The 18,120-nt window shown below is 65.4% G+C and carries 17 protein-coding genes and 4 pseudogenes; 9 read left to right on the forward strand and 12 right to left on the reverse strand.

Annotation, left to right across the window (positions count from 1 at the left end):
* From AC3A6Y_RS28480 to AC3A6Y_RS28500, 5 genes are all read right to left on the reverse strand, one after another.
* On the reverse strand, nucleotides 1-710 hold a 710-nt coding region (locus tag AC3A6Y_RS28480; protein ID WP_487871596.1), incomplete at its 3' end, for an acyl-CoA dehydrogenase family protein.
* A 51-nt stretch (nucleotides 711-761) separates the two neighbouring features.
* The gene (locus tag AC3A6Y_RS28485) at nucleotides 762-1,538 is read right to left on the reverse strand and encodes an enoyl-CoA hydratase/isomerase family protein (RefSeq protein WP_487871597.1); all 777 of its coding nucleotides are present in this window, start codon (nucleotides 1,536-1,538) and stop codon (nucleotides 762-764) included.
* Nucleotides 1,539-1,563: 25 nt separating this feature from the next.
* A complete protein-coding gene (locus AC3A6Y_RS28490; protein WP_487871598.1) occupies nucleotides 1,564-2,529 on the reverse strand; it encodes a Bug family tripartite tricarboxylate transporter substrate binding protein in 966 nt (321 codons plus the stop codon).
* 7 nt (nucleotides 2,530-2,536) lie between these two features.
* Nucleotides 2,537-3,604, reverse strand: coding sequence for a mandelate racemase/muconate lactonizing enzyme family protein (locus AC3A6Y_RS28495; RefSeq protein ID WP_487871599.1), 1,068 nt, complete (start codon nucleotides 3,602-3,604; stop codon nucleotides 2,537-2,539).
* A 25-nt stretch (nucleotides 3,605-3,629) separates the two neighbouring features.
* Nucleotides 3,630-4,613, reverse strand: coding sequence for a Bug family tripartite tricarboxylate transporter substrate binding protein (locus AC3A6Y_RS28500; RefSeq protein ID WP_487871600.1), 984 nt, complete (start codon nucleotides 4,611-4,613; stop codon nucleotides 3,630-3,632).
* 213 nt (nucleotides 4,614-4,826) lie between these two features.
* On the opposite strand from AC3A6Y_RS28500, the gene AC3A6Y_RS28505 reads away from it, so the two are divergent.
* From AC3A6Y_RS28505 to AC3A6Y_RS28515, 3 genes are read left to right on the forward strand one after another with little or no spacing between them, the layout of a single operon-like run.
* The gene (locus AC3A6Y_RS28505; RefSeq protein WP_487871601.1) at nucleotides 4,827-5,798 is read left to right on the forward strand and encodes a Bug family tripartite tricarboxylate transporter substrate binding protein; all 972 of its coding nucleotides are present in this window, start codon (nucleotides 4,827-4,829) and stop codon (nucleotides 5,796-5,798) included.
* Nucleotides 5,795-6,580: an alpha/beta fold hydrolase gene (locus tag AC3A6Y_RS28510; RefSeq protein WP_487871602.1), complete on the forward strand. Its 786-nt coding sequence runs from the start codon at nucleotides 5,795-5,797 to the stop codon at nucleotides 6,578-6,580. Before AC3A6Y_RS28505 ends, AC3A6Y_RS28510 begins: the two co-directional genes overlap by 4 nt.
* Nucleotides 6,580-7,536 (forward strand): LysR substrate-binding domain-containing protein, encoded by a 957-nt coding sequence (locus tag AC3A6Y_RS28515; RefSeq protein ID WP_487871603.1) that lies wholly within the window; start codon nucleotides 6,580-6,582, stop codon nucleotides 7,534-7,536. The genes AC3A6Y_RS28510 and AC3A6Y_RS28515 overlap by 1 nt, the downstream gene beginning before the upstream one ends.
* Nucleotides 7,537-7,862: 326 nt before the next feature.
* Here the strand turns inward: AC3A6Y_RS28515 and AC3A6Y_RS28520 are convergent.
* The 4 genes and pseudogenes from AC3A6Y_RS28520 to AC3A6Y_RS28535 all read right to left on the reverse strand — a co-directional run.
* Nucleotides 7,863-8,028: pseudogene (locus AC3A6Y_RS28520) on the reverse strand (ISKra4 family transposase); the annotation flags it as partial.
* A 53-nt stretch (nucleotides 8,029-8,081) separates the two neighbouring features.
* Nucleotides 8,082-8,306, reverse strand: a pseudogene (locus AC3A6Y_RS28525) (SDR family oxidoreductase); the annotation flags it as partial.
* Between the two features lie 769 nt (nucleotides 8,307-9,075).
* A complete protein-coding gene (locus tag AC3A6Y_RS28530; protein ID WP_487871604.1) occupies nucleotides 9,076-9,369 on the reverse strand; it encodes a GYD domain-containing protein in 294 nt (97 codons plus the stop codon).
* A gap of 108 nt (nucleotides 9,370-9,477) precedes the next feature.
* A complete protein-coding gene (locus AC3A6Y_RS28535) occupies nucleotides 9,478-9,855 on the reverse strand; it encodes a DUF1330 domain-containing protein (RefSeq protein WP_487871605.1) in 378 nt (125 codons plus the stop codon).
* Nucleotides 9,856-10,791: 936 nt separating this feature from the next.
* Here AC3A6Y_RS28535 and AC3A6Y_RS28540 point away from each other — a divergent pair.
* The 4 genes and pseudogenes from AC3A6Y_RS28540 to AC3A6Y_RS28555 form a co-directional block, all read left to right on the forward strand.
* Nucleotides 10,792-11,295 carry a thermonuclease family protein gene (locus AC3A6Y_RS28540; protein WP_487871606.1) on the forward strand — a complete coding sequence of 168 codons (504 nt, stop codon included), beginning with the start codon at nucleotides 10,792-10,794 and terminating at the stop codon, nucleotides 11,293-11,295.
* Complete coding sequence (locus tag AC3A6Y_RS28545) at nucleotides 11,238-11,435, forward strand: hypothetical protein (RefSeq protein ID WP_487871733.1); 198 nt, start codon at nucleotides 11,238-11,240, stop codon at nucleotides 11,433-11,435. Before AC3A6Y_RS28540 ends, AC3A6Y_RS28545 begins: the two co-directional genes overlap by 58 nt.
* A gap of 417 nt (nucleotides 11,436-11,852) precedes the next feature.
* On the forward strand, nucleotides 11,853-12,803 hold the full coding sequence (locus AC3A6Y_RS28550; protein ID WP_487871607.1) for a LirA/MavJ family T4SS effector: 951 nt from the start codon (nucleotides 11,853-11,855) through the stop codon (nucleotides 12,801-12,803).
* A gap of 200 nt (nucleotides 12,804-13,003) precedes the next feature.
* Nucleotides 13,004-13,158, forward strand: a pseudogene (locus tag AC3A6Y_RS28555) (IS30 family transposase); the annotation flags it as partial.
* Between the two features lie 3 nt (nucleotides 13,159-13,161).
* On the opposite strand, the gene AC3A6Y_RS28560 reads toward AC3A6Y_RS28555, so the two are convergent.
* Nucleotides 13,162-13,368 (reverse strand): hypothetical protein, encoded by a 207-nt coding sequence (locus AC3A6Y_RS28560; RefSeq protein ID WP_487871734.1) that lies wholly within the window; start codon nucleotides 13,366-13,368, stop codon nucleotides 13,162-13,164.
* 180 nt (nucleotides 13,369-13,548) lie between these two features.
* Here AC3A6Y_RS28560 and AC3A6Y_RS28565 point away from each other — a divergent pair.
* Nucleotides 13,549-13,749, forward strand: a pseudogene (locus AC3A6Y_RS28565) (IS110 family transposase); the annotation flags it as partial.
* Between the two features lie 411 nt (nucleotides 13,750-14,160).
* Here AC3A6Y_RS28565 and AC3A6Y_RS28570 read toward each other — a convergent pair.
* Together AC3A6Y_RS28570 and AC3A6Y_RS28575 are read right to left on the reverse strand one after the other, a co-directional pair.
* Nucleotides 14,161-15,915, reverse strand: a complete 1,755-nt coding sequence (locus AC3A6Y_RS28570) for an adenylate/guanylate cyclase domain-containing protein (protein WP_487871608.1) — start codon at nucleotides 15,913-15,915, stop codon at nucleotides 14,161-14,163.
* 95 nt (nucleotides 15,916-16,010) lie between these two features.
* Nucleotides 16,011-17,015, reverse strand: a complete 1,005-nt coding sequence (locus tag AC3A6Y_RS28575) for a LysR substrate-binding domain-containing protein (RefSeq protein WP_487871609.1) — start codon at nucleotides 17,013-17,015, stop codon at nucleotides 16,011-16,013.
* Between the two features lie 107 nt (nucleotides 17,016-17,122).
* Here AC3A6Y_RS28575 and AC3A6Y_RS28580 point away from each other — a divergent pair, with 107 nt between their 5' ends.
* On the forward strand, nucleotides 17,123-18,106 hold the full coding sequence (locus AC3A6Y_RS28580; protein ID WP_487871610.1) for a tripartite tricarboxylate transporter substrate binding protein: 984 nt from the start codon (nucleotides 17,123-17,125) through the stop codon (nucleotides 18,104-18,106).
* Nucleotides 18,107-18,120: the final 14 nt, after the last annotated feature.

An 18,120-nucleotide genomic window follows, 5' to 3' on the forward strand; every position in this document is an offset into this window, starting at 1 on the left:
TTCTCCAGAACCACTTCCATGTGGCCGTGCGGCGCGTCGTCGTAGCCGAACACCGACAGGTGCCGCAGCACCGTGACACCGGGGGTGTCGCGCGGCACCAGCACCATGGACTGCTGCGCATGCCGCGGCGCATCCGGATCGGTCTTGCCCATCACGATGAAGATCTTGCAGCGCGGGCTGCCGGCGCCGGAGGAGAACCACTTGCGGCCGTTGATCACGTAGTGGTCGCCCTCGCGCCGGATCGAGCACTGGATGTTGGTGGCGTCCGAGGAGGCCACGGCGGGCTCCGTCATCAGGAAGGCGGAGCGGATCTCGCCGGCCAGCAGCGGCTTGAGCCATTGGTGCTTCTGCGCTTCGGTGGCGTAGCGCTCCAGCGTTTCCATGTTGCCGGTATCGGGGGCCGAGCAGTTGAACACCTCTCCGGACCAGGACACCCGGCCCATCACCTCGCACAGCGGTGCGTAGTCGAGATTGGAGATGCCGCCGTGGCCCTCGTAGGGGTGCGGCAGGAACATGTTCCACAGGCCGGCCGCGCGCGCCTTCGGCTTCAGCTCCTCGATCAGCGGCACCACCTGCCAGGGGCTGCCCTGGCGGCGGAACGCATCCATCTCGCGGTGGTAGCGCTCCTCGTTGGGGTAGATGTGCTGGTCGAAGAATGCGCGCAGGCGCTGCAGCAACTCGGCGGACTTGGGGGACGGTTCGGCAAACATGGGCGCTCCTTGGGACGAAGTCGCCATTGGAGCCGGGGTGACCGACAGCGCTCAGCGGCCGGTGAAGACCGGCGCCCGCTTCTCCGCAAAAGCGCGCTGCGCTTCCCTGGCATCGTCGGTCTTGCCGATCTGCGCCGTCATGTCCTGCTCGTAGCGGTAGCCGTCGCGCAGGCTCATGTCCTCGATCACGTTCAGGGTGTGCTTGCCCATCCGGGTCGACACCGGGCTCTTCGAGGCGATGGAGCGAGCGATCTCCAGCGCCTTTGGCATCAGCTCCTCGGGCGGCACGCAAGCCTCCACCACGCCAAGCCGGTACAGTTCGGCGCCGTCCACGCGCATGCCGGTGAGTGCCATGCGGCGCAGGCGCGAGTGACTGAACAGGCGCATGGCATGGCGGCAGCCGCCCAACAGGCCAACGTCCACTTCGGGCAGGCCCAGCGATGCTTTCTCGGAGGCGATCAGCACATCGCTCGAAGCCACCATGGCCAGGCCGGAACCCAGGGCCGCGCCGTTGATGGCGACCACCACCGGCTTCGCGCATTCGCGGATCGCATGGAAGCACTCGCGGGTGCGGCGCGAATGGGCCGGCAGGTCGCCCGGCCCCTTGATCACCGAGGCCCGACCCTTGAGGTCGGCGCCAGCGCAGAACACCTTGCCGGCACCGGTCAGCACCACCGCGCGCACCTCGTCCATCTCGGAGATGCGATCGAGTGCGAGCGTGAGTTCGTCGTTGAGCGTGCGGGTCAATGCGTTGACCGGCGGCGCGTTCATGGTGAGGGTTGCGACAAAGTCCTCGATGCGTACTTCAAGTTGTGCCAGGTCGTTCATGGAGGGTTCCTTTCTTCGTTCGGATTCAATCGAGCTTGGCGCCGGAGACTTCGATCACCTTCTTCCACTTGGCCGCCTCGCTGCGGATCAGTGCGGCCATCTCAGCCGGCGTGCTGCCCTGAGGAACGACACCGCTCGCGGCGAGTTGCTCCTTGAGTTCCCGTGACTCCAGCACGACGTTGATGTCCCGGTTCAAACGGTCGATGACCGCCTGCGGCGTCTTCGCCGGCACCGAGATGTAGTTGATCGGCGCCGCATCGAAGCCCTTCAGCTCGTCGGCGATGGGTGGTACGTCGGGAAGCAGTGGCGAGCGCCTGGCAGTGGCCACACCGAGCGCGCGCAAGGCAGCGCTGTCGATGTGCGGCTTGTAGACCGCGATGCTGTCGATCGCCATCTGCACTTGGCCCGACAGCAAGTCGGTCAGTGCCGGACCAGTGCCGCGGTAGGGGATATGGACCATGGACACGCCGGCTGCCTGCTTGAACGACTCACCGGCCAGATGGCTGCTGGCGCCCTGGCCGGCGCTGGCGAAATTGACCTTGCCCGGATGGGACTTGGCGTACGCGATGAATTCCTTAAGCGTGCGCACGGGCAGATCCTTGTTCACCACCAGCACATTGGGGACGATGGCCACTTCTGACACCGGCACCAGGTCACGCACCGGGTCGTAGGGTAGCTTTGCCATCAGGTAGGGGTTGGCCATTTGCGGGCCTGGCGTGGTGTAGAGCAGCGTGTAGCCGTCCGCCGGCGCCTTGGCGACCAGGTCGGCGGCCAGCGTGCCGCCGCCCCCCGGCTTGTTGTCGACGACTACCGGCTGCCCGAGCCGTTTGCCAAGCGGGGCCGCCACGGCACGGGCCACGATATCGGCGCCGCCGCCCGGCGCGAAGGGCACCACCAGGCGCAGGGGCCGGTCGGGATAGTCCTGCGCCGCAGCGCCCATGGCCAATGCGGCCAGGAGGAGGCCAGCGCTTCGGCGAATACTTGTCTTCATGTTTTCCTCAGTTCTTGTAGCGCACGCCGCAGCCGGGGCCTTCCGGCAGCCGCAGCTGTCCGCCGTGCACCGGCAATGGCGTAAAGGGATCGTCCTGCAGGTGCAGGTGCTCCGACAGCTCGCAGGCATGGGGCAAGCGCCGGATCACGCTGGCGGCTTGCAGGCTCATGGCCTGCAGCAGCGCGGGCCCGAAGGCCGCGCCCATGCGGCAGCCGACTTCGCCGGCCTCGCAGATGCGCACGGCTTGCAGGAAGCGGCGGATGCCGCCCAAGTTGGTGAGCTTCAGGTTGATCACGTCCACGGCACGCCCCGAAACCAGACGGAACACGTCCCGCACGCTCTGGGCACTTTCGTCGGCCTCGATCGCCACGGGCAAGGTGCGCGTCAGCAAGGCCAGGCCCGCGACATCGGCGGCCGGCACCGGCTGCTCGATCAGCGCGATACCATAGCGCTCCATGCGGCCGAAGGCGGCGATCATCTGCTTGGCGCTGTACGACTGGTTGGGGTCCAGCGTGAGTGCCACTCCGTCGCCGACGGCCGTGCGCACCGCTGCGACGCGCAGCACGTCGAGGTCGGTGTCCCCGGAGAGCTTCAGCTTCAGTTGCCTGTAGCCTTCTTCGGCCAGCCGGCCGGCCATGGCGGCCATCTCGTCCGGCGTCTTGATCGGCAGGATGCGCGACAGCGCCACTGCGTCGCGCAGCTTGCCGCCCAGGAGCACATGCACCGGCACGCCCAGGCGACGCGCCAGCAGATCGTGCAGCGCCATGTCGATCGCGGCCTTCACGGTGGGCTGGTAGGCCAGCGTGGTGTCGATCTCCTCCATCGTGCCCGCGAGGTCGTCCACCTGCCGCCCGACCAGCCCCTGCGTCAGGAAGGCGAGGGCGGCCTCGGCGCCGGCACCGTGGGTCGAGATGGCGGGGATGGCATGGCAATAGCCCAGGCCCACATGCCCATCCTGATCGGACAGGCGCAGCACCCAGCCCTCCAGCCGCGGCACCTGGGCCCGCGCGAACTTCCATTGCGAGTCGGCCAGCGCCTGCGTGCAGGGTTGCAGCGTGGCTGTGGTGATCTTCATGGCTAGGCGTCCAGCGGGAAGTGCATCACTCCAGCGTGATCTTGGCCTTGCTGATGATGTCCTTCCACTTGGCCGATTCGACCTGCATCAGCTGCTGGTACTCGGCACTGGTGGCGGTGACCGGCAATGCGCCCTGCTGCAGGAACTGCTGCTTCATCTCGGGGGCGTCGACGGCGGAGACGAACGCCTCGCGCACCCGCGTCGCGATCGCGGCCGGCACGCCCTTGGGCGCGACGATGCCGTAGGTGGTTTCCATCGTGACCTTTGGCAAGCCCTTCTCGGCCGTGATCGGCACGTTGGGTAGCTGTGGCGCGCGGCTGGCGGCAGCCACCGCCAGCGCCTTCAGAGAGCCGTTGTTGATGTGTGCCATCACCGGCAGCAGGTCCACCATGGCGACCTGCACCTCGCCACCCAGCAAGCCGGTGATAGCCGGCGCGGCGCCCTTGTATGGGACGTGCAGAATGTGGATTTTGGCCTGGTCCTTAAAGATTTCCATGCCGATGTGCGGGGTGGTGCCGGGGCCGGCGGAGCTGTAGCTCAGCTTGTCGGGCTCGGCTTTGGCCTTCTTCACCAGCGTCTCCAGCGAATCGATGCCCGACTTGCTGTTGACCACCAGCACGCTGGGGATCTTCGCCACCAGCGTCAGGTACTGGAGGTCGTCGAGCGCGTAGGGCGCCTTCATCAGGTTGGGCATGCCGGCGAGAGGGCCGGGCGCCACCAGCGCAAGGGTATAGCCGTCGGCAGGCGCCTTGACGGTCGCATCGACGCCGATGGTGCCGCCCGCACCGGCTCGGTTGTCGACCACCACTGGCTTGCCCAGGGTGGCGCCGACCTTCGTCGCCAGCAGGCGCGCGATGGCATCGGTCGGACCGCCCGCCGCGTAGGGCACGATGAGCTTGATGGGCTTGGCCGGCCAGTCCTCGGCGTGCGCGGTGGTACCGGCGATGAAAAGGCCGCCCATGAACGTCAGGGCGACGGTGGCGAAAAACGGGCGGCGGCTCAGTGGCATGGTGTTGTCTCCTGGGATGCGGTGGGTCCGGCGTTCGGGCCGAATGCGGCGATGGGGCAGTCTAGGAGCGACGACCCACGCCAGCCATGCACCATTCGCCAAGGCTGCTATGCAGGCCGGCCTGACCCGTCCTGCATAGCAGCCTTGTGCGTGCCTGCATGGGCGCACGCCGAACCGAGGGCTAGAGTCGCCGTGAACCCAGGAGACAAGACCATGCACAGCCCGACCCGCCGCCGCATCCTGCTGGCCGCCGCCCTTTCGGGTGCGCCGCTGGCCGCGTGGGCCGCCTTCCCCGAGCGCCCGTTGCGGCTGGTCGTGCCGTTTCCAGCCGGCGGCGCCGCGGACTTGATGGCGCGCGGCCTGGCGCAGCACCTGGGCGAGCAACTCGGGCAGCAGGTGGTGATCGACAACCGCGGCGGCGCCGGCGGCACGGTGGCCTGCGAGATCGTGGCACGCGCCCCGGCCGATGGCTACACGCTGCTGTTCGGCACCATGGGCACACAGGCCATCAATCCGGCGCTGTATTCGAAGCTGCGCTACGACCCGCTGAAGGACTTCGCTCCGATCGCGTTGACGCACATCACGCCGCGGGTGCTGGTGGTGGGCCGATCGGTGAAGGCGCGCACGGTCGGCGATCTGGTGGCGCTGGCGCGGGCCAAGGCCGGCCAACTTACCTATGGCTCGGCCGGCAACGGCAGCTCCAGCCACCTGTCCGGCGCGCTGTTCGAAAGTCTCGCCGGCGTCAAACTGGTGCACGTGCCGTACAAGGGCAGCGCGCCGTTGCTCACCGACCTGCTGGCTGGCCGGATCGACGCGACCTTCGACTCGTTCACGGTGTACGAGAAACACATCAAGTCGGGCCAGGTGCGCGCCCTGGCGGTGACTTCACGCACGCGGATGGCGGTGCTGCCGCAGGTGCCCACGCTGGCGGAAGCAGGCGTGCCCGGCTACGAAGTCTCCAACTGGCTGGGCGTGCTCGCGGCGGCCGGCACGCCGAAGGAGATCGTGACCGCCTTGCATGCGGCGGTGATCCGCGCCATGTCGGACGCCGGCATGAAGCGGCAGCTCACCGCCCTCGGCATCGAGCCCGCGGCGTCCACACCGGACGAGTTCTCCGACCTGATCCGCAGCGAGATCCCCAAGTGGGCCCAGCTCGTCAAGACATCCGGCGCGACGGTGGAATGAGCCGCCGACGCGAACTGCTGCAGCTCGGGCCGGCGCGCATCGAGGTGATCGTCGAGGGCACGGGCCCGGCCATCGTGCTGCTGCCGTCCTCGTTGAGGGATTCGGAGGATTTCGACCTGCTCGCCGACCTGCTGGTGTCCGAAGACTTCCGCGTGGTGCGGCCGCAGCCGCGCGGCATGGGCTTGAGCAGTGCGCCACCCGCCGGCATGACGCTCGAGACGCTGGCAGCCGACGTCGCCGGCGTCATCGCGCAGTTCCACGCTGCCCCTGCGGTCGTGGTGGGCCATGCCTACGGCCACTGGGTGGCGCGGGTCACCGATCTGCGCCATCCCGCGTGTGTGCGCGGCGTGGTGGTGCTGGGGGCCGCCGCTCGCGACTTCCCTGCCGGCCTGGCGCAGGCGCTGGCGATCGCTTCCGATCCTGCGTGCGCGCAGCGGGAGCGGCTCGACGCCCTGCGGCTTTGCATGTTCGCGCCGGGCAACGACCCGCGGCCCTGGCTGCAGGGTTGGTATCCGCAATGGCGCGCAGCCTATCGCCAGGCCGCACGGCATCCACCGAAGGACGAATGGTTCGGCCGCAGCCATGCACCGGTGCTGGACCTGCAAGGGGCAAAAGATGCATGGCGGCCGCCGGGCACGCGCGCTGAGCTGGCGGATGCATTGGGCACCAAGGCCACGGTGCAGGTGATCGACGGCGCCGGCCATGCGCTGGTGCCGGAGCAGCCGCAGGCGGTCGCAGCCGCCATCGCCGAATGGGTGCGACGGCTCGATAATCCGGCCTGATGCACAAGCCCAAGGCTACTGACTTCGCACTGGAGATCGCTGCCGACCTCCAGAAGTGGCGTTCGTTCGTCGCGATCGGGGAGCTGGGGAGCCTGACGCGAGCCGCGCTGTTCCTCGACAGCAACCAGTCTTTCCTGAGCCGCCAGATCAACGCGTTGGAGCGCGAATGCGGCTCGCGGCTGTTCAATCGCACCGGCCGCGGCGTGGAGTTGTCGGAGACCGGACAGCGGCTGTTCCCGCAGGTGAAGGAGCTGCTTGAGCGTGCGCAAGCGCTGGAGCACGGCATCCGCGCCGACCTGCGGGAACCGGTGGGCACCGTGACACTGGGTGGCCTGCCCTCGATCGGCACCATCCTGATCGGCCGGCTGTTCGCCGAGGTGCGCGCCCGCCACGCCGGTGTCAGCCTCAAGGTGCTGGAAGGCTCCAGCGGCCAAGTCGAGGAATGGCTGACCGATGCCCGTGTCGACATCGCCATCCTGTACCGCTACGGCCCCACACTGCCCGAGCAGGAGCAGGCCCTGGCCACGGTCGACAGCTATCTCATCGGCCCGGCCGGCGATCGCCTGACCGCGGCCGGCCCGGTGCCCTTCGCCAGCCTGAATGGACTGCCCTTCATCCTGCCGGGCGCGCCCAACGGGCTGCGCACCGCGCTCGACGCGGGCGCGCGCTTGGCGCGCATCGCGCTGGCACCGGTGATCGAGGCCGACTCGCTGCCGCTGCAGAAGCAGCTGACCGCTCAGGAGCGGCTGTACACGGTGCTGCCGCTGCATGCCGTCTGGCAGGAAGTGCAAGAGGGCAAGCTGCAGGCGGCGCGCATCGTGGAGCCGCCGTTCCAGCGCACCGTGGCGATGGCCTTCGCCAAGGCCAAGGGACCATCGCGTGCCGTCACCGCCGTTGCGGGTCACCTGGTGCGCATCGTCGGCGAGATGGCGCAGCAGGGCATGTGGCGTTCGTGAGGCGGCAGCTCAATTGCTGCCGCACCGGCGTGAAAACGCAGCGCCGTCCGGCTTCATCCGCATGCCCGCTCGGAGACGCTTCCACGGCAGCTGCGCCGGATCGGCGATGAACGGCTCCGGCGGCATGCACCACGAGAATCTCTTCGACGATCGCGGCGAATCGGCTCGGAAGTGAACGGAACTCTGGAACTCTTGTTCACGAGGACCTTCATCTTCTAGGAATCGATGTGCAGCTTTCTTGCTCCCTGCCGATGCTGCGAGCGGCGCATGAACCTGAGCGCCGAAGCCCGGATACCACCAGTGACGAAGGACGCGTGTAACTTGTCATTCAGCATCTGCGTGCGGACCTGTAGAAGCAGGTGGGCTCCGCGTGGCGTCCCGCGCATCTGCTGCTTCTTCACGAGCCAGTTGACGATCACCTGGTTGACCGCCGATTCGACGAAGCTGGTGGATCCGTTCCCCGCACCGGTTGCGCTCCCCGTAGCTGACGATGGCGCCGGCATTGCGATGTGCTCGGATCGCGGGAACGATGGCCCCCCGCCTTGCGCATCCATCTGTTTCAGTTCATGTTTCAGGCAGAGCCACATGCCCTTGACGTTCACACCCACGATCCGATCGAACACCGATTCATCGCATTCCGTTATGCGCGAGTCTTCGATCTCGATGCCGGCGTTGTTGAAGGCGCAGTCAAGTCGCCCATAGGCGGCCACCGTCGCCGCGACCGTCGCCGCCACTTCAGTTTCGCGGGTGACGTCGACCTTGAGGAAAATCGCCTCGCCTCGCCACGTCGCACGCGCACCAGAGCGGCCGTTTCCTCACCCGCGGTCACGTCGACGTCGGTCAGCGTCAGGCGTGCCCCTCTCAGTACGACTGGTGCAATATGACACGGTCGCTGACCGTGCGCCCGTGAGAGAGGGCACCTCCGGGCTACTCGGCAGCGCAGTTCCGTCCCGGCCGCAGACTCGGCGCGTGGACTTACCAGAGCGACGCTAGAGAAGCAGATGCTCATGCTTCGCGAGGCTGAACCGGAACGCGGAAGTTGAGATGTGAGAAGTGGGCGGGTCCGATCGGCGGAGCCAGTCGTTTTCCATTGGCAACGTGCTGACCCCCTTGAGCGGCAACACGACGATCGAGCCGAGCGGCTGAATTGTTCACGAAGATTTCGTAAATCGGAGTCACCTTCTGCGCCCGGGGGCCGGGGTCATGGCATTGACGTCGATGGTCACCCGCACCGTCACTACCTGGGCCAGCGATCCCATCTCCGTCAGCTTCCGGGCACCCGGTTTACGGGTCGGTCAACCCGTCGCTGATGACTGCCAACGATGTGGCAACAATTCTTCGAATCGGCTGTTGAGTTGCGTCGGCATGACTGCGCGTAGACCTGCCAACGGGCTTCCGGCGAAGAGCCGTGCACGGCGTCCATCGCCCAGGCCTTGATTTGCCGCTCGAGACGATCCTCACGGCCGCGTCATTGAAGAGCAAGGGGATGGCCAGACGCTCACAACGCCGGGACCTGCATCCCGGTCGTTTGTCATTCACCTAAGGCAGCTTGGCAAGTATCGCGTCCATCTCGCTGCTCGTGAACGCGCGAAGCGATTGGAAACGCACGTTGCCCTGCATGGCCGTGGCGAGGCTGAACGCTGCCAATGCCTGCTCGTCCTCTGCCTCGATGATTGAAACGAGGTCGTACTCTCCCATGGTCCAGACAAGTTCCCGCATGCTGACACCTGCCTTCTTCGCCGCCTCTTTGGCGGCGGCGGCGCGTTTTGTCGTGTCCTTGACTGTCTGTAGACCCTTGTCTGTGAAGTTCATCAATCCAACGTAGGTGACCATGTCAACTCCTCAAGGTGCGTCATCGAGCGGCCGATGCCACTTGCCTTGAACGGACGCGGCCGCCGGACGTCGTTCAGGTGCACTGACAGTGAAAAGTGCAACGTCGGTCTAAAGCCCTTCGACGGCAAAGATCCTGAGCCTTGGGTAGTGGTTGCCGACCTTTCTTGCCTTTACGTCGGCAGGTGAGGTGCAGGCTGCCTTGACCGCGTCCAGGCTTTCAAGCACGGACAGGACGATGCGCGTGGCGGGCGCTTCTCCGGCCAAAGGCACTGTCGTATCGCCGGACGCCGGTCGCTTCTGGCCGCTTGCGGCCAGGGCTTTGTTTGCGAGCGGCACGCCCTTGGCATAGGCGCCGGGGTTCGTCAGTTCGATCTCCGAAATGACATAGGCTACGGGGAGCGGTTTCTGCTGGGCGTGCAACGCCTGCATGCCACCGGCGCCAAGCAGGCATCCGACCAACAGCGCCAGTGCGGCAACGGCGCTCAATCGACTATTGCGCATACGTGGCCCTCCGTTGAGGCAGGCCTGCCCGGGCTCCGGCAGGAGGCCTGCGGCCAAGGCGGCTGGATTGAGTCACCCCATGTGACGCAAGCTGCATAAAACCTTTTCTTACTCAGAGAACGCGCCCTGACAGGTCAGGAACTGGTGCTCGGAGATCCGCAGATCGCGCAGCCAGATCCCATCCATGCGTTCTTCCACCACCCAAAGGAAATCGCCTTCCTCGCTCCTGACGATTCGAACTGACAGGCCACGCTCCGCGTTGGTCGAGGCTGGTCCGCGCCCGCCGCTCAGCCAAGCGACAAAAGAACGGCAGCCCGTTCGCACATCGATGCGCCGGTTAGGATCCTGCCATCACCGCGATCCCTTCGCGTCGTGCAGATGCTGCGGCCACCTTATAGGGACGTGGCCGCGCGTGAACAACTTACCTAAGCCTAGCCATTGAATGCCTAGCCGTCTGTAGTTCTTTCGAACTACTGCATGCTTCCACAGTTTTCGCCGAGCCGGCACCTGCGAGCGCCAGCGCGGGGTGAAACGGGGGGTGTCGTCAGGACTCTTGTGAAGAGCAACTGCAGCAGGGAAAGGCGACGCTTCTCGAGACGACAACTCGCATGTGTGACACCAGTTCCCGGGGACTTGTATTGCTCGATCCATGGATTGCCGCTCGGTTCTTCGCCGCTGGGACATCCTAGCAAGGGTCTCAGCGCTACTGAAGCGATGGTCGAGGACACAGCAGGACCTCCGAAGGGATGGGGCGCCAATCTACTCCTTCGCGCGTGTTGTGGCTGCGGGTTCCGGATCACCCGTCGAAAACCAATGCGGGCATTGGCGACAACCATGACCATGTGAATCTGTCAAACAATGTGATCACCCCCTACCCTGACAGCGCGCTGCGGCGCTCCCGGCGCCTTCAAGCAGGTCAAGGTGCGCCTCGCGGCAATCGACGCGTCCGAGTCACACCAGCCCTTTGAGCAGCGCAGCAAGCAGGAACTGAGCGGCCTCTGCTATTTGGAGCAGGCGCAGATCTGGCCGCGCGACATCGATCGCTACGGCCGGACGGTCGCCGATGTGAGATGCCGCGCAGAGGGCGCTGGGCGGCACCAGGTCGCTGCCGGGCTGGCTGGGGTCTATGAGCGCCACGCGACGAGGGAGGACGGGGCGCTGGTCAAGTGCAGTACGCCGCCCAGCGCAGCGTGTGGGCCTGTGGACCGAGGCCGACCCCATGGCGACTTGGGTGCGGCGAACGGGCGCAGCACTGTGGTTGGCAAGCTTCGACGATCCTTACACCGACACAGACTTCGAGGCAAGAGCACTAATGAGAAGGCTGCTACCTGCTCTTCGCGTCACACTCCCGGTCGACGGAGGTGGCCATGGTCAAGAAGATCCAGCTCAACGACGAACAATGGAAGACGCTGCAGGCGCTGTTGAGGGCTGATGCCCGGCGTCTCCCGGCGAGCGTCATCCGGGTTTCGGACCGCCTCAGGTCCAACGGGTTCGTGGCCTCGGACCGTCAAGGCCGCGCGTACCTCACCGACCAAGGCGCTGACAGGCTCGGACAAGGACGATAGGCGCGCCGCTTGCGCCCAGCTGCCGCAGCCTAAGTGATCGTCTCCGGCAGGGGTCCGTGGCGCCCGTCATCAATGACTGGCGGCGCCTCGGAACACAGAACCGCGCTTCCGTCAATGCTTCTGAGATGGGGCAGTGCTTGGCAAGGGGCGCTGCCACGCGTGCTCGACGGGGAGTCACCCAGAGGCACAGTGAACCCACTTGCGCTGGAGGCACTCAAGTCATTCCACATCCCTGGGATGAGTTCGCGAAATCCGACGCCCTGCGGATGGGTTTCGTCCTGACGGTCTGCCACAGGCCGCAGGCGAGGTGTACCCGGTTTGACCCGGCCAGCCGATGACCGCTCATCGGTGGCCAGATGCCATCGCCCTGCGGCACTGCCGGCCATGGGGTTCTCGTTGTTCGTTGGAGTAGCTCAGATGAAAAAGCAAGACGAGATTCGCAAGGAACTGACGGACGCCTTCGACGCGAAGAGCCTGAAGGTCAACGACACGCTGTTGAGCGCGTCACCACATTTCGAGGACTACGTTCGAATGGGCCACTATCTCTCCTGCGGCCCACGGGGAGTGATCCGGGGCGAACCGGTCCTTCGAAACGCCTTGATCGCGCTGGACGAGGACATGACCAGGCGCATTGGCAAGACGTTCTTCGCTGCTACGCGTGCGGTCAAGCACTTCGAGCAGCAGCAGACGGCCTACACAGCCAAGAGTGCTCAGCCGTACAAAGATCGGGATTTCTCCAAGCTACTGACGACCGCGCTGGACGAGTTCGAACGGAATCACGGATTCGTCATTGTCGGCGACCGGCCGCCGAACTATGCCGGCTTCGTCTTCGGGAACGTGTTCAAGGAATCGCTGGCGTTGAAACAGCACTGGAAGGACGTCGGCGCCGGCCCGGAACACGGCGAATACACCCATCGTCTCCAGTGGTACATCCTCATCAAGGCAGGCGCGATCAGGACAGTGCCGGCCAACCAGGAGGCCACGGTGTTCGCCAGCATCGCACCCTGGCAGAAGGGCAAGACCAATCTGTGGACTTTCGTCTTCGACCAACTGGCCAAGGATCCCTCGATCGGCGGCGACAAGCTCGACTTCCGATCCCCGGAAAATCTCAACCTGTGGCTCGTTGGTGACGCCTCGCCGGAGTTCTGTCCGGTCCTGCGCGCGTTCCTGCGCACCCGCATGGCCAAGCGTCAATCCACCTACGACATGCAAAGGTATCTCGCCAAGAAGCTGGGGAAATCGGAGGATGATATTTCGCTCGTCATGGAGTACATGCGCGACGAAACCATGGCCAAGCGCAATCCGTCAGCGCGCATCGCCTATCCGAAGAACGCCAAACCTGCGTTCAAGCCTTATGCGGCGAGCTGATCCTCCGACTCAAGGCCGCGCGCGCATCTGAGCGACCAAGGCACCGACAGGCTCGGACAAGGACGATAGGCATGCCGCGTGCGCCCAGCTGCCGCGGTCAAGGCTCCACAAAGTGATCATCTCCGACAGGGATCCGTGGCGCCCGTCATCTATAAATGCCGGCGCTTCGGAGCACGGAACCGCGCTTCCGTCGGGGCTGCCCGCCCGAGGTCGACGATCGGGTCATGCCCGGACACGGGAAGGTGACTGCATCAAGGGCGCAGGCAACAAGTCCTCGGTGGGCGTTCTCGTCGAGCGCAGCAGCCGTCTGGTTCTGCTCGCGCGCATGGAGGATGCCACCGCCGCCGCGGCGCTGAAACTACGCTCCGCCCTGAAGTGCCTTGATCGCCGCTATGGCTTCATGTCTTGCCTCACTGAGGGCCTGATCCTCCGACGGCGCGCCGGATTGTGCGTTCGAGACCGGCTCCCGGTCATCGATCCGGTACGACCAACTCCACCGTTCGCCGTTCTGCAAGACGTTGATCGTGACTTGGTGCCCGCGGTGTTCAAAGCTCTTTTCCTCCATGTCACGCCTCCAGCAATGGTGTCAGTATGTCGTGAAGTTGCTGCTGGCGCATGATGCGGCATGCCCCTGAAACCGCACATCCTGGCCATCGCGTTCGCTCTGACGTCTCCTGCGATGGCCCAGCCGACAGCCGAGCGGACAATCCCGATTGCAAGGCAGAGGAGGCCGCTTTCGAGCGGCAAGAGGGGCGCCACCCACCTTCGTACGTTGCTGATTCATGGTGCCCGATCCGTCTTACGCTACGCGGTCGGCAAGACGGATGCGCAAAGCCAATGGCTCCAGGAATTGATCGCTCGACGCGGCTATAACCGAGCGGCCGTGGCGCTTGCCAACAAGAATGCGCGGGTGATCCAGGTGCTGCGGAGTAGGGACGTGCCCTAGCACCCGAGCGCCGCAGTGCACTGAGCGAACTCGCTCGCCGGCGAGCATCCCCGATACCGGCAAGGGAGGATTACCCCGGCACTGGTTTGCGAAGCTTTCGGAAGTGATGACAAAACTGGTTGGACCAACACCCTGAAGCCCGATTTTCGTGCCGGCTGCCCCCTTCGGGCTCGAGCCGCCAATTTGCTGGGGACTGGGTGTGCGGATCTCATCGAGGCTGCGGGCATGTTTCGACCGCAAGCGGTATACATGCATGCAGACCGTTTTGATGTCATCGAAAAAAGCTTGCAATCGGCGCCGGATCCAAACGTGCACGAAAAGTGCGACAACCCCACCTGGGGAGACGACTTCGAGTTCGCACCGCCGAATCCGTCTCATCGGCGGCGCGCAAAGCTGGCACGCCGGCACCAATCACTCGGGCAGACCGCATTCGATGAGGCCGCGACAAAACCAAGACCAATGGCCGGGGTCTTGAAATGGCCACCTTCTCAGGTCGCACAGCCGGAATTCGGGAAATCCTGCCCGCAGGTTGTCGGCCGCCCGTCGCGCCAGGTCGAACTGGCCAGCATGCCATGCGGCCGTCGTGAGGAGTAGAAGGTACCGAGGGACGTTGCGCTCGCGTTGGTCGGCGCGCTGAGCCCATTCGACGGCATCGTCGTATCGCTGGAGGATGAAATGTCCGAGCGCGACGCTCTGCATGAACCATGCATTTGCGGGGAAGCGCGGATTGGCTTCGGCCGCCTTCAGGCAATGAGCAACACCTGCGGCAGCATCCCCTGAAAAGATCATCGCTGCGCCGAGAAGATCCATCGCCATGATGTAGCTTGCGTTCAGTTCCATGCTGCGCTTGGCCTCGCGAATGGCCGCGGCAACATCACGCTCGCCATAGAGATGGAACGTTCCGAGAATCGAATGAGCGAAATCGCTTCGCTCGTTCAGGTCGATGGCCCTTTGCGCAAGACGACGGCAATCGGCGGCGTCTTCGGCGGACATCTCCTTGTAGCCGCACATTACCTGCGTCATCGCGCCAGCCGCGCGGATGCTCAGCGCCATGAAGTTGTTTGGACTCCTGCCGATCACCCGATCGATTAGTTCCCTGGAGCGCTGCCAGTCGGCAGCCCTGGAGCACAGAAGAATATGACCCGCCTGCGACATCAGCTCCTCGTCGCTGAGTTCTTCGGGCGCATGGCACGCGATCATTTCGGTCTCGCGCGCGTGAATTTCGTAGCGCACCGCCGTCGAGGCGTGCAGGGCAAGGTCGTCGATCGCCTGGAATACATCGGTCGATGTGCAGTCGAAGCGCTGCGACCAGAATTCCTTTGTCGTGTGCTGATCGAGTAGATGGACAGTGGCCCGCACACGGCCTGCTGCGTTCTGGATTCTTCCTCTTAGCGCATAGTCGGCCATTTCGGCGGAGGTGACCACGGAAAGCCCGGTCAGCTTTGCAAGCGCAGACTCTATTTCTTCGGTCGCAGCGGTCGCGAGCTGTTGACCTTGCGAGTCGTCGCCGAGCGATTCGAACGCAAACAACATCACGCTCGGCTTGGCGTCCGGGCTCCTCGACCTGCGGCTGGGCGGCGCGGCACGAACCGGTGGCGCGCCCATGCCGTCGGTGTGGATGCGAAATGCCCGAACGGCGTACGGTATGTTCTTGACCGATTGCTCGCCCAGATCCTCGAAGGTCGCCTGGAGTCGACTGCGCACCGCCTCCTGGGTCATCCCCGAGATGGTCACGCCACCCGGCTGGGCCAGTCCTTCCAGCCGCGCAGCGATGTTCACGCCATCACCATAGATCGTGCCGTCGGTCTTTTCGATCACATCGCCCAGATGCACGCCGATTCGAAATCGCATTTGATGATCGTCGGGCGTCTGCCCGATCGACCCATTGAGCGTCTTCTGTATCTCGAGGGCAGCTGTCACTGCTCCGATCGCCGTCTCGAACATGGCGAGCACCGAATCCCCGGCCATGTCGATCACGCGACCTTGATGGGATTCGATCTGAGCCTTGAAGACGCTGCGCCCGGTATCGAGCGCAGCGATGGTGCTGCGCTCATCTTTTGCCATGAGCCGCGAATAACCCGAAACGTCCGCAACCAATATTGCCGCCAGGCGCTGCCGAATGCCCGTGTCGTCCACTGCCTGCCCCGATGGGTGAGAGAGCTGCATCGTAGACCTCAACAGGCGTCGCTACCATAGGTGCGTACGACCCTTGCTCATCATCCCCGTCGAAACGAAGCCGGCTTCGCGGCCGACCTCGACTGTCATTCACGTCCTTCGATCTGCAAGCCGGTCCGCGCACCCGCCGCCTTGCCCCTCCGGGCAGCTTCGGCCGACACTCGCTCGGCCGCCGCGGTCCGCAGGCATTGCATCAACTGCCCGGTCGCTGGCGTCGGATTGCGCCCCTGCATCGTGATCATGCCGACCGGCGGCAGCTCGATCGGAACCGGCAGCCTCAGCGTCTTGACGAGGCCCTCGCCTTCGAAATGCCGCGCCACGCCAAGCGCCAGAAAGCCGACGGCGGATCGCTCGCGGATGCAGCTGAGCGTCACCAGGAAGGAGGCCGTCTCGACGATGTCCGCGGGCGGCACCAGGCGGTGCTTGTAGAACATCTGCTCGAGCTTCATGCGTGACGACGCCCAGGGCGGAGGCACCACCCACGGCAGTTGAACCAGCTGGCGCCAGGTCGGCTTGGCGGCGGACGCCAGTTGGTGGTCGGGCCGAACCACGACGCACATGGGCTCGGCATACAGGGCTTCGGTCTTCAGGTCCGGCGCCGCGTACCCCGGCTCGAGGCGGCCCACGAACAGGTCCAGTTCGCCGACGCGCAAGCGCGGCAGCAGCCGGGTCAGGTCGCCCTCCTCGATCATCACGGTGGTCTGCGTCGAGCGCTCTTTCAGCAGCGCGACGGCACGCATCAGCAGGGACGGCGTGGCGACCACCATGGCGCCGACGCTGGTGCGGCCCGCAGCGCCGCTCGCCACGGCCGCGAGCTCGTCGCGCGTGCGCCCGTAGTCGGCCAGCACCGAGCGCGAGAAGCGCACCACGGCCGAGCCGTAGGCGGTCGGCTCCGTCCCGCGTGTCGAGCGCACGAACAGCGCGAGGTCGAACATTCGTTCGATCTCCGCCAGTGTCTTGGACACCGCCGGCTGGCTGACCGACAGGAATTCGGCGGCACGGCCAAGGTGGCGGAACTCGTCGAGCGCCACCAGCAACTGCAGGTGCCGCAGCTTCAGGTTGGAGCGAAGCACGCGGTCGATATCAGGCATGGTTCATAACCCATTCGGAAAGTACAGAGTCGTTATCTTCATTTGATCGTAATGATGAAGCCTTGAACAATCGGTGCTTCCCTACGATGCCTCCAGGAGACAAGACAATGCGATCCAATCGCCGCCAGTTCGTGCTGGGCAGCCTCGGCGCTGCCCTGCTTCCGCTTGCCGCCACGCGCGCTGTCGCCGCCGGCTACCCCGAGCGCCCCATCACCTTCATCTGCCCCTGGCCTGCCGGCGGCACCGCCGACGTGACCATGCGCGCGCTGTGCACCGCGGCCGCCAGGGAGCTCGGCCAATCGGTGGTGGTGGACAACAAGGCCGGGGCCTCCGGGATGATCGGCCTGAAAGCGCTGGCGAGCGCCAAGCCGGACGGCTACACCATCGGCCAGATCCCGATCTCGGTGACGCGCTTCTCGCAGCTCGGCATGGTGCAGGTCGACCCCCTCAAGGACCTCAGCTACATCGCGCGCGTCTCGGGCCAGACCTTCGGCATCGCCGTGCGCGCCGAAGCGCCCTGGAAGACGCTCAAGGACCTGGTGGCCGATGCCAAGGCCAATCCCGACAAGATTACCTACGGCACCGCGGGCCTGGGCGGCGCGACGCATGTGGGCATGGAAGAGTTCGCCATCGCCGCCGGCGTGAAGTTCAACGCCATTCCCTTCAAGGGCGGCTCCGAGGCGCTGCAGGCGCTGATGGGCGGCCACGTCGATGTGCTGGCCGACTCCAGCTCCTGGGCACCGCACGTCAAGTCGGGCAAGCTGCGCCTCCTGGCGACCTGGGGCGAGCAGCGCACGGCGGAGTTCAAGGACGCGCCCACGCTGAAAGAAGCCGGCTACAACCTCGTGGTGGATGCCCCCAACGGCATCGGCGCACCGAAGGGCCTGGCCGTGGACATCGCCGCCCGGCTGCGCGCGGCCTTCAAGGTCGCCGCCACGAGCCCGGAATTCACTGCCGCCTGCGCCAAGATCGACGCGCCGCTGATGTACCTCGACGCGCCGGACTACGAGAAGTACGTGAGCGCCAGCGTGGCCAAGGAAAAGGTGCTCATCGAGAGGCTCAAGCTCAAGGAGCTGATGAGCAAGAACTGAGGCGAAGCCGCCAG

The sequence above is a fragment of the Variovorax sp. Soil_C_17 genome (genome assembly GCF_057657265.1).